The organism is Stenotrophomonas sp. 1278, assembly GCF_029892765.1.
GTDB lineage: Bacteria > Pseudomonadota > Gammaproteobacteria > Xanthomonadales > Xanthomonadaceae > Stenotrophomonas > Stenotrophomonas indicatrix.
In genome coordinates, this window is record NZ_JARXWD010000042.1 from 1 (window position 1) to 15,117 (window position 15,117).

Here is a 15,117-nt window from a genome sequence, read left to right on the forward strand (position 1 = left end):
GTTGGTACAGGGCCCCGGGTTCCCCGGCGGCCGGGCGGGGGGGGGGGGGCCCCCCCGCCCCCCCCCCCCCCCCCCCGGGGGGCTGGGCCGCGGCATCCATGCCGCGGACACCCCGCAAACCCACAGCCCCCGCCTTCGACAGTTTTCCGGTGACGGCATGCAAAGGCAGAGCGGAAGCGGTTGGTGTAACGGAGAAAGTGGAAGGGGTCGGATCCGTTCTCCTGCGGAAAACGGATCCGACCCCTGCGAGTGCGCGCAGCGCGCTACCCGCTATTGATTTTCTTTTTCTTTTCCGTGGCTGACCGCACACGGAAACTGTCAGAGGCCGGGCAGGTTGGGTTCGCGGGGGTGTCCGCGGCATGGATGCCGCGGCCAAGCCCCCAAGGATGGGTTCACGGCGTCCCCCGCGAATCCAACCTGCCCGGCCAGCGCGGCTTTTGCGCGACCAGGCAGCCAGCCACGAGGGGCTGCGCCGTTGGCTGGAAACTCAGTACCGCTTGATCCCCGGCACCGTGCAGCCTTCAATCTGCGCGTGCGCGGACACCGCATTCTCCTTCTCGCCCCGCGCCAGGCGCGCCTGCTCGATCGTCGCCCAGTGCCGGCGGCACAACGGCCCCGTCTTCGAGCCAAGATCCACAGCCTTGCGTGCGAACGTTTCCGCCTCCGCCCACTGGCCCTGCAGCAGCGCCAGTTCCGCGCGTTCCTGCAATACCGACGGATCACCGGCCACGATCTGCAACGCCTGGTCCAGGCTGCCGGCCGCGCCAGCCAGATCATTGGCCTTGCGCTGGCTCAGCGCCGTCTGCCGCAGATCCTCAACCTGGGAATCGCGCAGTGGCTGCACCGACAGTTCCTTGTCATCCGGGCCGGCTGCGGCTTCCACGGCTGCCAGCCGCTGTGCGGGCGTGGTGGTGTCCACCGGCTTGACCACCTGCGGCGCGCTGCTCACGCAGGCCGCCAGGGCCAGGCTGAGGCCACTCAGGACCAGGGGCTGGAACAGCGAACGGATAGTCATCGGCATCATCGGCTTGGAGGAGGAGTCGCTGCAGCGGGTGCTGCGGCAGGTTCAGCAGCGGGTTCGGGCTTACGGTCAAGGCCGAACCAGCTGCGCCAGCCGCCGCCCTCGCCTTCCGCACCGCCCTGCGCGTCCGGCAAGGCCGCCGGTGCGCACGGTTCATACGCAGGCGCATAGCCCACCACGAACGGGAAGCGGCGGGCACCCGGGCACCCTTCATCGGTGCTGTTGGTTCCCGTGGCCGCAACCGGCTGCCAGTCGAGGCCCTTGTTGCTGACCTTCAACGGCGCCGTCGGCAGGCGCTGGAAGATGCCCGACCACACCCGCATCGCGCCGGTGGCGCCATACAGGCCGGCCTGTTCGTTCTGGTCATTGCCCATCCAGATCACCGCCAGGTGATCGCCGGTGTAACCGGCATACCAGCTGTCGCGGCCATCGTTGGTGGTGCCGGTCTTGCCGGCCGGCTGCAGGCGGCCCAGGCCATCGGCGTTCAAACGCTGCGCGGTACCACTGGCCACCACCTGCTGCAGGCCGATGCTGATCAGGTTGGCGGCAATCGAGTCACCTTCCTGTGCCGGTGCCGGGGTCTTGTCGTAGCGCTTGAGCAGCTTGCCCTGCGGATCAAGGACGCCACGCACCGCGTGCAGCGGCTGGATCTCGCCGCCCGATGCCAGGAACTGGTACAGCTGCGCCATCGCGTACGGGCTCTGGTCGGTCGAGCCGAGGATCACCGCCGGGTTCGCCTCGGCCTTGATCCCGGCCAGCACGTGGATCAGCTGGGTCACCCGCTCCGGTCCGACCTGCATGCCCACGCGTACCGTAGCCTGGTTGTAGGAATGGGCCAGCGCATCGATCAGGCGCACGGTGCCGTGGCTGCGGTTGTCCGCATTGCCGGGGTTCCAGTTTCGGCCGCGGCTGAGCTGCACGGTCACCGGTGAATCATCGACCCAGCTGGCCAGCGAATAGCGGTCCGGCTGCGCGAGCGCGAGCAGGTACACGAACGGCTTGAGCAGCGAGCCGACCGGGCGCTGCGCCTCGATGGCACGGTTGAAGCCGACCTCGGACACTTCGCGGCTGCCGATCACCGCCACCACGTCACCGTTGTGCACGTCGGTCATCACCAGGCCGGCCTGCAGCTCGGGGCGACGCTTGCTTTCCAGCGACTTGATGGTGCGCGTGACCGCACCTTCGGCATAAGCCTGCGCGGACGGCGACATGCCGCTCATCACGCTCAGGCCAGCGCCCTGCAGGGCGGATTCCGGATAGTCGTGGGCAAGCTGGCGACGCACCAGGTCGACGTAGGCCGGGAAGCGGTTGGCTGCCACCAGGCCCGGGGTCTTGGGCACGCCCAGCGGCGCCTTCAACGCACGCTGGTACTCGGCATCGTCGATCAGGGTCGCCTCGTGCAGTTTGCCCAGCACGAAGTTGCGACGGTCCAGCGCGCGCTCGGGATTGCGCCGCGGGTCGTAGTAGGACGGCCCCTTGACCAGGCCGATCAGCAGCGCGATCTGCTCGGTTTCCAGCGAGGAAAGATCACGGCCGAACCAGAACTCGGCACCGGAGGACATGCCGTGGATCGCCTGGCTGCCGCGCTGGCCCAGATACACCTGGTTGAGGTACGCCTCGAAGATGGTGCGCTTGTCATAGCGCGCTTCCATGATCAGCGCGTACAGCACCTCGTTGAACTTGCGGGTGACGGTCTGTTCCTTGCCGATTCCCAGCAGGCCGCTGCGGGCCAGCTGCTGGGTCAGGGTGGAAGCGCCCTGGCGGCTCTGCCCACCGGAGCGGACAGTCACCCAGACCGCGCGCGCGATACCGGACAGATCGATGCCGTGATGGCGGTTGAAGTCCTTGTCCTCGACCGCCTGCAGGCCAGTGACCAACAGGTCCGGGGCCTCGTTCATGCGGATCAGGCGGCGCTCTTCCTGCTTCTGCCCATACAGCGTGGCGATGCGCGCGGGATCCATGCGGGCCGCCTTCAGCGCCTTGCGGCTGTCGGCGTCCCGCAACGATGCGATGCTGCCGCCGGACAGCGACAGCTCGACCCGGCGCGCAGCAACGTGTCCATCGACATCGTTGTAGCCGCGGCTGGAGATGACGAAGCGGCCGCCCTGCACCGCATAGGTTGCCGGATCCTTGCCCTGGCCATCATCGCGATAGGCCGAGGCGGCCAGTTCGGTCTTCAGAGTTGCCGCATCCATCGCCTTGCCGGGCATCAGTACCAGCGGGCGTGCATAGACGCGCGTCGGGATCTGCCAGCGCAGTTCACCGAAGCGTTGCGTCACCTGCTGGTTCAGGTACAGCGTATAGGGGATCAGGAAACCCAATCCCAACGCGACCGCAGCCATGGTCCAGGTGATCAGTCGGCGCCGCCAGAGCGGGCTGCCATCGTCCTGCAGGTCGTCGTCGGAATCGTCGATGTCGTCGGAATCGTAGCGTCGGGGCACGGGAATGCGGATTGATAGGGTCCGGCGAGTCTAACGCAGGCGCCGCTAAGGCAGGCAGGCGCCGGCCCCGGGTTTCACTGCAGTTCAAGCTTAGCGCGGCATCCGCCACCCGGCACGGGCACCGGCCGCGGCCGCACGGACACCTATCCAGCCGGCGCCGGCCAGGCACACATTCAGCAGCCGGGCCAGCAGCCGTGGCGCATCGTGGGCAATCCAGCGCGCGCTCACATCCGGCCGCCGGTACAGCTGCACGCGCGACCAGGCCATGCGCCAGGCCAAGGCGGACAGCCCCGGGAAACCCAACGGTGCCAGCGCCACACCGTGCTGCTGCAGCAATGCATCCAGACCCAGCAGGCGCTCAGCCGTACGCTGGCGTCGCTGCTGATCGAGCAAGTCGAGCTGGCGCAGCCGCTGCATGAAGCCCCGCCGGCTGGCACCAATCTGGTTGTTGCCGTGCTGCCTGTAATCAATGGTCGGCCGCGCCAGCATATCCAGTCCATCGCGCAGCGAGGCGACCACGGCCAGCCACTCGTCGTGGCTCCAGCACGGAGCGATCGGCAATGCCTCGGCCAGCAGGCTGCGCCGCAGCGCGCAGGTGGCGCCGGTGACGAAATTGCGCAGGAGGATCGAATCGATGGCTCGTCCAGATCGCTCCAGCTCGACTTCGGCCGGATGCACTCCCAGCACTTCAAGCAGATGTCCACCCAGCGCAACGCCATCGCCATCCACCAGGCGCGCATCGCTGTGCAGCAGCAGCAGGCCCGGATCGGCCTGGAACCGTTGCAGGTAAGTTGCAACCCGATCGACATACCAGACGTCGTCCTGGTCGCACAGGAACAGGATGTCGGACCGACAGCGCTGCAGCGCATCGGCAAAATTCAGGATGTAGCCGAGATTGCGTGCATGCTGCACGACCTCGACGCGTATGCCCATCGCGCCCGCCCGGCTGCTGAACACCTGCAGCAGGGCCATGGTTTGATCCGAAGAGCCATCGTCGCCGATGACCACCTCATCCACCGGCTCGCTCTGCGCCAGGATGCTGTCCAACTGCGCCTGCAGGTAGCGCGCACCGTTGTAGGTACACAACGCAACACCCACGCTGGGACGTACGAAGGTCATGCCACTGCCCCTGGCGGAGAAGCGGCAACGCGTGCGGATGCCAGCTCGGGGGTCATGGGCTGCCAGGTACCAGCATCCGGCCGGAACGGGCGCGGCCGCACACCCAGCAGCGCCGTCAATTCGCTGTTGTCGGCGATCAGGTCCTGCTGCAGGCGCGACACCGGGCCGCGCGCACGGGGCAGAACCGCGGCCAACATGCGCAGCGACAGATCCGGGAGCGGCACGGGCAGGGTCGATTCCACCAGGCTGGCACGCATGCGACGGAACATCTCGTGGTAAGGCAGCCGTTCGCCGCCACCGATTTCCAACACCCGGCCTGCGGCGGCCCCGGTTCGTATGGCCTGCACCATGGCCTGGGCGATATCGTCGGCGTGCACTGGCTGACGCATGCCATGGGTCATCGGAATGGGAAACACTCGAAGACGGCGCGCGCGCGCCACGATCGGGGAGATGCTGCGATCGATGCCGGCACCGTAGATCAGCGTCGGCCGCAGGATCGTCCACTCCATGCCAAGACGCTCGGCCTGCGCAATCAGGCCCCGTTCCCCGCGCTGCAGCATTGCAACCACATCCTGCTCATCGGCTTGGGCCGATTCCTGCTTGGTGAGCACGCTCATCGAACTGGTGACGATGATCCGGGGCGCCGGTGCCACCGTCTGCCGGGAAAGCCATTCCGCCCAGAGCTCCATCGGGCTGGAGCTGGCAATGGCCTGCCAAGCGTGCGGGCCACTCTGGTCAAGTGCATCGTAAAGGTCGCCGCCCAGCCACTGCACTCCTGGCTGCTCCGCCTGTGGACGTCGGCTTGCCGCCTGCACGTCCATGCCGGCCTGGACCAGCCGTGGCAACAGGTAACGACCGATCTGGCTGGTCGCGCCGGAAACAAGAACGGTCATCTACTATCCAGGGCAAGGCAACAGGGGGCCATTACTATAGCTGCGTCAATGCGATCCATCGGGTCAGGGCGGCACGCTACCGATGTCGCGCAGCCGCTCCTGCAACTGCTGGTATTCGGCGGTGGCCGGACCGGCACCCAGCTGGCTCGCCTGTTCCAGTGCACGTTCGGCAAAAGCCACATCACCGCGACCCAGCCGTTCGCTGCCGATCGCCAGCCAGCGTTGTGCCAGGCGGGCACGCGCATCGGGCAACCCTGTGGCGGTCGGTGCCAGGGTCTGCCAGGCCTGCAGGCAGGCGCCCGCAGCCTGCACCCGGTTCTGCCGCAGGTTGTCATCAAAACAGGACCGGCTGGCGGGCAGCAGACGCGCTGCCGCTGCCTTGACCCGGCTGTCGCGCGGCGCCAGTGCCTGCGCTTCGCGCAGCGCATCGAAGGCGCTGTGACCGGGAGGGCTGATCCACTGTCCGGCACGCTCGGCGCGGTCGATCTGGCGCAACCTATCGCGCAGCTGGCGCTCGCGCTGGGCCGCGCTGATGCCCGGCTGCTGCAACGACTGTCGCGCCTGCCGCGCACGCTGCAGGCGCTGTGCAAGCTGCTGCTGCGCTGCCAGCGAGGCACCCAGCCCCGCTGCCAGCGCGGCGTCCTTGTCGGCCGCCTCGAACTGGAAGTCGTCGGCCCGCTTCTGGCTGCGCGCCAGCATCGCCTGCACGACCTGCTCACGCCCACGCAGCGCCGTAGGATCATCGGCGGTGACCGCCAGCACGGCCTGGAAACTCTCCGCAGCCGTTTCGAGCTGCTGCCGTTTGAGCGCGCGCTGCCCCTGCTGCAGGCGCTGGTCGATTGCCCTGGCCAGCGCTTCCTGGCTGGCAGGAAGTTCGGAATGACCTGGATCGAACTGGCGTGCACGCTGCAGGGTCGCTGCCGCCGTGGCCAGTTCGCCGCGCCCCGCCTGTGCACGCGCCTGCTGCAGCAGATCGCTCAATGCATCCTCGCGCCCCTCCAGTCCAGGCAGGTTGTCCGGCTGCAGTGCCAACACGCGCTGGAACAACGGCAGCGCGCTGCTGTCGCCGTCGTCCAGCCGCCCCGCTGCAAAGGCATTGCGGGCCTGCGCAAGCAAGGCGCCGATGCCAGCACCGGCGCGACGACGCGCCTGCAGCTGCTGGGCCACCGCATCTGCCTCGGCGCGCGGCACCTGCAGCTCACGTGCCAACGCCAGCGCCCGCGCGCAGCCGTCCAGGTCGCCCGCCCGCAGTCGCTCACGCGACTGCTGCAACGCTGCCGCGCCGGTGCGGGCCAGGCCCTGTCGCGCCTGCGGGCGGTCGCCATCAAGGGCCAGCACCGCCTGGTAGCGTTCACGCGCGCCGCTGCCGTCGGCCGCGGTCAGGCGTCCTTCGCTCAGTGCGCGATCGCCTTCGGCCAGCAGCTGTTCTATCTGTGGCTCATCCCAGAACCAGTCCGCCAGCGGTTTGCGCACCAGTACCAGCAGCACGAACACGGCTGCGGCAGCCAGCAGTGCCCAACGCCACACCCGTCGTGCGTGGCGCGCCTGCAGCCACCACCAGCGGCTTTCACGGCGAACGCGATCCAGCGCCGGATGTGCGGCGCCGTGTGAGCGATGCGGGGGCTCGCGTTCCATGCGTGCAGGGTAGCCGGGGCAGCGTGAAGCTCAGCCCAGACGACGCGCCTCGCTCACGCCCGGCAACGCATCGAGCTTGCCCAGCAGATTCGACAACTGGCCGTAGTCGCTGACCTTCAGCCGCAGGCGCAGATGCGCGCGGCCGCTGTTGCGGACGTTGTCGCTGTGGATGTCCAGCACGTAGGCGTCTTCCTGTGCGATCAGATTGGTGATGTCCTTCAGCAGCCAGCGGCGGTCGACCGCGTCGACCACCACGTCCACTTCATAGCCACCGCCGGCCTGGCCCCATTCCACCGGCAGGATCCGCTGCGGGCTGGTCGCAGCCAGCCGTGCCAATGCCACGCAGTCTGCACGATGTACCGTGACACCACGGCTACGGGTCAGGTAGCCGACGATCGGTTCACCCGCCACCGGCTGGCAGCAGCGCGCCAGCTGCACCAGCAGGTTGCCCACGCCCTGTACGGTGAACTTGGACTTGCCCAGGTTCTCGCGGCGCGCGGTCGGCCGCGGCAAGGTCGACGTCGGCGCCGGCTGGCTGGCCGCACGCTCGGCCTCCAGCAGCGAACGGCTGACCTGGTTGGGGCCGGTATCGCCCAGGGCAACCTGGATGTACAGGTCGTCGACGCTGTCGGCGTGGAACTTCTTCGCCGCTGCGGACAGGTCCGAATGCTGCAGGCCCAGCCGCTTCAGTTCGCGCTCCAGCAGCTCGCGCCCCGCCTGCACGTTGCGCGCACGGTCCAGCTTGTGGAACCAGCTGCGGACCTTCTCACGCGAGCGGTTGCTGGCCAGGAAGCCGTTGGCCGGCATCAGCCAGTCGCGGCGCGGGTCGGCCTCCTTGCCGGTGAGGATCTCGACGCGATCCCCGCTGCGCAGGCGGTAGGTCAACGGCACGATGCGGCCGTTGACCTTGGCCCCGCGGCAGCGGTGCCCGACCATGGTGTGCACCTGGTAGGCAAAATCCAGCGGTGTTGCGCCCTGCGGCAGGTCCAGCACCTCGTCCTTCGGGGTCAGCGCGTAGACACGGTCTTCGGTCAGCTCGGCATCAAGCGCCCCGGCCAGTTCATTGCCCTGCCCGTCCTGCGCCTGCTCCAGCAGCTGCCGCATCCAGGTGATCTTGCGATCGAATGACTTCTCCGCGCCCTTGCCGCCTTCCTTGTACTTCCAGTGCGCGGCCACGCCCAGCTCGGCCTGCGCGTGCATGTCGTGGGTGCGGATCTGCACTTCGATGGTGCGCCCTTCCGGGCCAACCACCGCCGTATGCAGCGAGCGGTAATCGTTGGCCTTGGGCCGGGCGATGTAATCGTCGAACTCGCTCGGCACCGGTGCCCACAGCGCATGCACCACGCCGAGCGCGGCGTAGCAGGCGGCGACGTCGTCGACCATCACCCGTACCGCACGGATGTCATACAGCTGGTCGAAGGCCAGGCGCTTCTTCTGCATCTTCCGCCAGATGCTGTAGATGTGCTTGGGCCGGCCACTGACCTCGGCGCGGATGCCCTGCACGCCCAGTTCGCGCGACAGCACCTTTTTCACATTCTCGACGTAGCGCTCGCGGGCGATGCGGGTTTCGTCGACCTCACGCGCGATGCGCCGGTAGGTTTCCGGCTCCAGGTGGCGGAAGGCCAGGTCTTCCAGTTCCCACTTCAACTGCCAGATACCGAGCCGGTTGGCCAGCGGCGCATGGATGTCGCGGGTCAACTGGGCCAGCGCGCGGCGCTGCTCCTCATCGAGCTTGTCGGCCGGGCGCATGCGCGCCAGCTGCCGGGCCAGCAGGATCGGTACCACCCGCAGGTCGCGGATGATGGCCAGCAGCAACCGGCGCAGGCCTTCGCTGTTGCGGCCGGCCTCGCGACCGGCATGCAGTGCCCAGACGGGATCGGCCGCATCCTGTCCATCGAGCAGGCCGATCACCGCCGCTTTGTGGCTGCCCAGCGGCAATGCATCAAGGTGGACGCGCAGGCCCGGCAGATCGAACAGCAGGGCCGCCACCACGGCGCCCTCGTCTGCCGAGAGCATCGCCAGCGCGTCCAGGGTATCGCCCAGCACCGACCAGCTGGCACGCATCTGCGGGTCGCAGTCCGGCGCTTCCCAATACCCGCGCAGGGCCTGGCGCAGCGGAGCCGGCAGCACGGCTGCCGAGGGGCGGTTCAACAAGGCATCCAGGCCGGGGACGGAAGCGCGGTTCACAGCATCGAGCAGGCAAGACAGAAGCCCCTACACTAGCGCCGCAGCCGTTCAGGAACAATCGCCGCGGCCAGCATCGCCGGGAATGTGGACATGCCGCTACACTCGCCGACATCCACGGGAGAGTTCCGCCATGCCTTCGATCACCCTGCCTTTCCGCCCTCGCCTGCTGGCCTGTGCCGCCGTGCTGCTGTCCCTGTCGGCGCCTGCGCTGGCCCAGCGCGTGGTGCAGGGTGACCTGCAGCAGCAGATGTCACCGGCCGAATTCAAGGCCGCTGGCCTGGACAAGCTCAATGCCGCCGAGCTGGCCACGCTGAACCGCTGGCTGCAGGGCAAGGTTGAAGCCGCCACCACCGAGGCCGTCGCTGCGGTGCGCGAAGAAGCGCGCGAGGAAGGCCGCCAGGAAGTGATCGTGAAGAACCGCGGCTTCTTCGACTTCGGCAGCAACGAGCCGATCAGCGGCGTGCTGCAGGGCGAGTTCCGCGGTTTCGGCAAGGGCCGGATCTACGTGCTGGACAATGGCCAGCAGTGGGAACAGACCGATGCCACCTCGATTTCCGGCGTACGCAAGCAGTCGCCGAAGGTCAGCATCAGCCCCGGAGTGATGGGCGTGTGGTACCTGAAGGTCGAAGGCGTGAACACCCAGCCCAAGGTGCGCCGCACCAAGTAACGACGCTGTCAGCCGGTACCGCCGAGACCATGCTCGGCGGCAACTTGCTGCGCCACGTCCCACAGTAGATCCACGCCATGCGTGGATGCCATTCCGCTTGACCCCGCCGGCGAGTGCCCGGCGGGGCCAGCCCAGGGGTTACGAGGCCTGGCGCAGTGCGGTCACCCGCTGTGCCAGTTTCTTCGCCGAAACGCCGGTGCGTGCGCCCAGCTCCTGCGCGAACAACGAAACCCTCAGCTCCTCCAGATCCCAGCGCAAGGCCTGCCACTGCGGCCGCTCGCGCAGGCCCTGCTGCTCGCCCACCTGCAACGCCTCCAGGAACGGGTGCAGTTCCAGCATGCGCGCCTGGTCACGCGGGGGATCGCGCTTGGCGCGTTCGGTGCGCAGGATCATCGCTTTCAGGTACCGCGGGTACTGCGCCAGGGCATCGGCCGGCGTGTCGCGCAGGAAGCCGGGATGGATCAGCCCAACCAGCTGCGCCTCCATGTCATCCAGATTGCCGCGCGCCCAGCCCATCAACGGTGCTTCCAGCATCGGCTTCAACTCTGCCACCAGGGCAAGGATCGACTCGGCCAGCTTCAACCGCTGCATGGCTTCGCCGAACAGCGTTTTTGCGGCGTGTTCGCGACGCTGCTCGAATGCCGCCGCATCGCGGATATCGCCCAGGCCGTCGGCCAGCACGGCATTCAGCGCTGCATCGACCAGATCGCCACGCAGGCGTTCCTGGGTTTCGATCGAGGCGTACAACAGGCCAGTTTTCGCTGCTACCGGCAACTGCTTGCGTGCCTGTTTGATCTTCTCGCCCAGGCCGATCTCCAGCAGTCGACGCACGCCCAGCGGGTGTACTTCCTCGGCCTGTTGGCGATCAGCAAAGATGCGCAGTGCAACGCTGTCACCCTCATCCTTCAGCGCGGGATAGGCCGGCACGCCGGCCTCGCCCGGTACCTGCAGCGGAATCGGCGAGGCCGGGAACGTGCGCAGGCCATCGGCCGCCATCTCGCGCCCGGCACGTGCGGCGAACGCATCGCCGGCACGGCCACCGAACTTCGCACGCAGCACATCGAGGTCGCGCGAGGTTGCCAGCACCTTGCCCTGCTCATCGCGCAGGCGCAGGTTCATGTGCAGGTGCGGTTCGATTGAACCGGGCTCGAAATCGGTAGCGGCCACGGTTGCCCCGGTTGCACGGGACAGGAAACGCGCCAGCTCGCCGGTGATCGCGTCCGCGCTGGGCTGCGGGAAGGCCTCGTAGAACGCGCGCGCGAAATCCGGTGCCGGCACGTAGTTGCGCCGCATCGCCTTGGGCAGGCTGCGGATCAAGGCCGCCGCCTTGTCGGCAACGAAACCCGGCGCCAGCCACCCCAACTGCACTGCATCCAGTGCATTGAGCAGATGCAGCGGCACGTCCAGGGTCACGCCGTCATCGTCGGCCCCCGGTTCGAAGCGGTAGTGCAGCGGCAACCGCGCCTGGCCCAGCGCCAGGTACTTCGGGTAGCGCTCCTGCTCGCTGCCTTCGCCCGGCAGCAGATCCATCAATGACCAGTGCAGGCCCTTGCGCTGTTCCGGCGGCAGCGCCTTCCACCACGCATCCAGCCCGGACGCGGAATGGATCTGCGGCGGCACCCGGTCCAGGTACCAGCGTGCCTGCCAGTCCTCGTCGGCAACAATGCCGGCACGGCGCAGCTTGGCTTCTTCCTCGCGCGCCTGCTCCAGCACCTTCTGGTTGTCGGCCACGAAGCTGGCGCGGGTGTTGATCTCACCGGTCACCAGTGCCTGGCGCACGAAGATGTCATGCGCCTCGCCGGCGTTGATGCGGCCGTAATGCACCGGCTTCTTCGGCGCCAGCACCAGCCCGAACAGGCTGATCTGCTCGGAGGCCAGCACCTGGCCCTGCGCACGCGACCAATGCGGGTCGAAGTGCTTGCGCAGCAGCAGGTGCGGCAGTTCGGCAATCACCCAGTCCGGCTCGATCGCCGCCAGGGTCATGCCCCACACCTTCTGCGTATCCAGCAGGTTGGCAGCCAGCAGCCACGGTGGCGGCCGCTTGGACAGCGTCGAACCGGGGAACGGCAGGAAACGGCGTTGGCGCGGCGCCTGGAAATCACCCTTCTCGCTGCGATGGCCGATCTGCGTGGGCAGGCCCGCCACCAAGGCCCGATGCAGGGTCTGGTAAGCCGTGGCGCGAACGCGTTCGCTGTAACCACCGCCGTCGGGCGCCTGGTCCTTCTGCGCACGGGCCGCGACCGGCGCGGGCGCCGTTTCGGCCTTGCCCTCGCGGGCCAGGCGCGCAGCACGGTGCAGCTGGCCACGGGTCGCCTTCACCGCAGCAGCATCATCGCGCGCCGGAGCCGGCGCACTGCTGCCGGCCAGCAGCGGGGCCATCGATGCCTCGTTGGCCTCTTCCTTCCAGCCCAGTTCCTCGCACAGCAGGCGCAGCTGCCGATGCAGCTCGCGCCATTCACGCATGCGCAGGAAGCCGAGGAAGTGGCGGCCGCACCAGTCGCGCAGCTTGGACTGGGTCAGATCCTCATGGGACTGGCGATAGGCATCCCACAGGCGCAGCACACCGACGAACTCGGAGCGGCCATCGGCGAACTGCGCGTGTGCGTTGTCGGCGGCGCCACGCGCCTCGGGCGGCCGCTCGCGCGGATCCTGGATACCCAGGAACGAGGCGATCACCAGCATCGGTCGCAGGCAGCCTGCCGCCTGCGCCGCCACCAGCATGCGCGCCAGTTTCACGTCCACCGGCAGGCGCGCCATCTGCTTGCCGATCGCGGTCAGGTGGCGTTCGCTGTCGATCGCCCCCAGCTCGGTCAGATGCTGCCAACCGTCAGCGACGGCCCGCTCATCCGGCGCCTCAAGGAACGGGAAATCCTCGATGCGGCCCAAGCCAAGCTGCAGCATGCGCAGGATCACCCCGGCCAGGCTGGAACGACGGATTTCCGGATCGGTGAACTCCGCCCGCGCCTGGAAATCGGCCTCGGCATACAGGCGATAGCAAATGCCCTCGGCCACGCGGCCACAGCGGCCCTTGCGCTGGTTGGCACTGGCCTGCGAGATCGGCTCGATGTGCAGCCGGTCCAGCTTGTTGCGCGGGCTGTAACGCTTGACGCGGGCGAAACCGGGGTCGACCACATAACGGATGCGCGGCACCGTCAACGAGGTCTCGGCCACATTGGTGGCCAGCACGATGCGCCGGTTCGGGCCGGGGTTGAACACCCGGTCCTGGTCCTGGTTGGACAGCCGCGCGTACAGCGGCAGCACTTCGGTATTGCGGTACTTGCGCCGCTCCAGCGACTGGTGTGCATCGCGGATCTCACGCTCGCCCGGCAGGAAGATCAGCACGTCGCCACGGGAATCCAGGCGGGTGATTTCGTCGATGGCCGCAACGATCGCATCGTTGACCGTGCGTTCGCCCTGGTCTTCGCCCTCGCCTTCCAGCGCGCGATAGCGCACCTCCACCGGATAGGTTCGGCCTTCGACGCTGATCACCGGCGCATTGTCGAAATGCTGGGCGAAGCGCTCGGTGTCGATGGTCGCCGAAGTGACGATCAGCTTCAGGTCCGGGCGCTTGCGCAGCAGCTGCTTGAGATAGCCAAGCAGGAAGTCGATGTTGAGGCTGCGTTCGTGCGCTTCGTCGACGATGATCGTGTCGTAGTTCGACAGCCAGCGATCACTGGCGATTTCGGCCAGCAGGATGCCGTCGGTCATGAACTTGATGCGGGTGTCTTCGCCGACCTTGTCGTTGAAGCGCACCTGGTAGCCCACCAGCTGGCCCAGCTCGCTCTGCAGTTCCTGCGCGACACGGCTGGCCACCGCACGTGCGGCGATCCGGCGCGGCTGCGTGCAGCCGATCATGCCGGCCTGGCCACGGCCGGCGGCCAGGCACAGCTTCGGTAGCTGCGTGGTCTTGCCCGAGCCGGTTTCACCGGCGATCACCACCACCTGATGGTCGCGGATCAACTGGGTGATGGTCTCGGCTTCACGCGCAATCGGCAGCTGTGGGTCCAGAGTAATGGCCGGCTGTTGTTGCGCCCGCGCCTGCCGGCGCTGCACCGAAACCTGCAAGGCCTGCTCGAAACTGGCGGCCAACGCCGCATCCTGTGGCTTGGCCTGGCAACGCGAGAGCATTCCCAGCAATCGTCCACGGTCGCGGCTCATGGCGCCGTCGATGGCGGCACGCTGTTGGCGCTGGCGGGACTGCGGCATTTTGTCGATAGCGTTCATCAATCGGTTCGTTTAAAACTTTGAATGCGACCAGTCATCAAGACTGATTTATTGTGAAGGCCAACGATTCCACAAGGAGGAACCCCATGGCGAAGACCAAGAGCACGACCAAGCCCAAGACCGGCAAGCAGAAGCTTGCGGCTTCCGCGCCGTCGGCCCCCAACATCGATATCGGGATCACCCAGGGCGACCGCAAGAAGATCGCCGACGGATTGGCGCGGTTCCAGGCCGATGCGTTCACGCTCTATCTGAAGACCCACAACTTCCACTGGAATGTCACCGGGTCGATGTTCAACTCGCTGCACACCATGTTCGAGACGCAGTACACCGAGCAGTGGGCCGCACTGGACGATGTGGCCGAGCGCATCCGCGCACTGGGCTTCAATGCCCCGGGCTCCTACCGGGAATTTGCTGCGCTGACCTCGATCGTCGAGGAGCCGGGCCTGACCGACAGTGCGGACTGGCGTGAAATGGTACGCCAGTTGGTGGTCGCCAACGAAGCGGTATGCCGTACGGCACGTGAAGTGCTGGATGTGGCTGCCAAGGGCGACGATGCTCCGACCGAGGATCTGATGACCCAGCGCCTGCAGACCCACGAAAAATACGCGTGGATGCTGCGCTCGCTGCTCCAGTAAGGGTTTTGGGTGGTTCGGCAGGGCTGCGCCCTGCACCCGCAGAGGCAACGGCAACGGCAACGGCCGAAGCAAAAGCTGGCTTCCTGTGGGTAGGCGGGGTGGGTCCGGTGGCAGGGGACGCCGTAAACCCGTCCATGGGGGCTTGGCCGCGGCATCCATGCCGCGGACACCCCTGCCACCGGACCCACCCCGCCTTCGACAGACCTCCGCGATCTGCCGGGCCAGCTCTTGGGGTCGGATCCGTTTTCCGCAGGAAAACGGATCCGACCCCATTTTGTTTGTCGATATCTGACAG

General features: G+C 67.5%; 9 protein-coding genes. 2 read left to right on the top strand and 7 right to left on the bottom strand.

Annotated features, from left to right (window positions below; genetic code table 11):
• Nucleotides 1-487 precede the first annotated feature (487 nt).
• The 6 genes from M2299_RS20250 to M2299_RS20275 all read right to left on the bottom strand — a co-directional run bounded on the left by M2299_RS20250 (nucleotide 488) and on the right by M2299_RS20275 (nucleotide 9,296).
• A complete protein-coding gene (locus M2299_RS20250) occupies nucleotides 488-1,024 on the bottom strand; it encodes a hypothetical protein (protein WP_080278370.1) in 537 nt (178 codons plus the stop codon).
• Nucleotides 1,021-3,462, bottom strand: coding sequence for a penicillin-binding protein 1B (gene mrcB / locus M2299_RS20255; protein ID WP_032974979.1), 2,442 nt, complete (start codon nucleotides 3,460-3,462; stop codon nucleotides 1,021-1,023). Before mrcB ends, M2299_RS20250 begins: the two co-directional genes overlap by 4 nt.
• Before the next feature lie 90 nt (nucleotides 3,463-3,552).
• On the bottom strand, nucleotides 3,553-4,581 hold the full coding sequence (locus tag M2299_RS20260; RefSeq protein ID WP_280884900.1) for a glycosyltransferase family 2 protein: 1,029 nt from the start codon (nucleotides 4,579-4,581) through the stop codon (nucleotides 3,553-3,555).
• The gene (locus M2299_RS20265; RefSeq protein WP_280884901.1) at nucleotides 4,578-5,474 is read right to left on the bottom strand and encodes an NAD-dependent epimerase/dehydratase family protein; all 897 of its coding nucleotides are present in this window, start codon (nucleotides 5,472-5,474) and stop codon (nucleotides 4,578-4,580) included. The genes M2299_RS20260 and M2299_RS20265 overlap by 4 nt, the downstream gene beginning before the upstream one ends.
• Before the next feature lie 63 nt (nucleotides 5,475-5,537).
• The gene (locus tag M2299_RS20270; RefSeq protein WP_280884902.1) at nucleotides 5,538-7,109 is read right to left on the bottom strand and encodes a hypothetical protein; all 1,572 of its coding nucleotides are present in this window, start codon (nucleotides 7,107-7,109) and stop codon (nucleotides 5,538-5,540) included.
• A gap of 30 nt (nucleotides 7,110-7,139) precedes the next feature.
• Nucleotides 7,140-9,296, bottom strand: a complete 2,157-nt coding sequence (locus tag M2299_RS20275) for a bifunctional (p)ppGpp synthetase/guanosine-3',5'-bis(diphosphate) 3'-pyrophosphohydrolase (RefSeq protein ID WP_280884903.1) — start codon at nucleotides 9,294-9,296, stop codon at nucleotides 7,140-7,142.
• A gap of 130 nt (nucleotides 9,297-9,426) precedes the next feature.
• Between M2299_RS20275 and M2299_RS20280 the strand changes: the two genes are divergently transcribed.
• On the top strand, nucleotides 9,427-9,963 hold the full coding sequence (locus tag M2299_RS20280) for a hypothetical protein (protein WP_080150500.1): 537 nt from the start codon (nucleotides 9,427-9,429) through the stop codon (nucleotides 9,961-9,963).
• 138 nt (nucleotides 9,964-10,101) lie between these two features.
• On the opposite strand, the gene hrpA is transcribed toward M2299_RS20280, so the two are convergent.
• Complete coding sequence (hrpA, locus tag M2299_RS20285) at nucleotides 10,102-14,187, bottom strand: ATP-dependent RNA helicase HrpA (RefSeq protein WP_280884904.1); 4,086 nt, start codon at nucleotides 14,185-14,187, stop codon at nucleotides 10,102-10,104.
• An 86-nt stretch (nucleotides 14,188-14,273) separates the two neighbouring features.
• Here hrpA and M2299_RS20290 point away from each other — a divergent pair, with 86 nt between their 5' ends.
• Nucleotides 14,274-14,822 (top strand): Dps family protein, encoded by a 549-nt coding sequence (locus M2299_RS20290; RefSeq protein WP_088100980.1) that lies wholly within the window; start codon nucleotides 14,274-14,276, stop codon nucleotides 14,820-14,822.
• The last annotated feature ends 295 nt before the right edge of the window (nucleotides 14,823-15,117 follow it).

Excerpts from the sequence above, each read along its gene's own strand:
- M2299_RS20250 (WP_080278370.1), bottom strand. The coding sequence starts at position 1,024 with ATGATGCCGATGACTATCCGTTCGCTGTTCCAGCCCCTGGTCCTGAGT.
- M2299_RS20260 (WP_280884900.1), bottom strand. The coding sequence starts at position 4,581 with ATGACCTTCGTACGTCCCAGCGTGGGTGTTGCGTTGTGTACCTACAAC.
- M2299_RS20265 (WP_280884901.1), bottom strand. The coding sequence starts at position 5,474 with ATGACCGTTCTTGTTTCCGGCGCGACCAGCCAGATCGGTCGTTACCTG.
- M2299_RS20270 (WP_280884902.1), bottom strand. The coding sequence starts at position 7,109 with ATGGAACGCGAGCCCCCGCATCGCTCACACGGCGCCGCACATCCGGCG.
- M2299_RS20280 (WP_080150500.1), top strand. The coding sequence starts at position 9,427 with ATGCCTTCGATCACCCTGCCTTTCCGCCCTCGCCTGCTGGCCTGTGCC.
- hrpA (WP_280884904.1), bottom strand. The coding sequence starts at position 14,187 with ATGAACGCTATCGACAAAATGCCGCAGTCCCGCCAGCGCCAACAGCGT.
- M2299_RS20290 (WP_088100980.1), top strand. The coding sequence starts at position 14,274 with ATGGCGAAGACCAAGAGCACGACCAAGCCCAAGACCGGCAAGCAGAAG.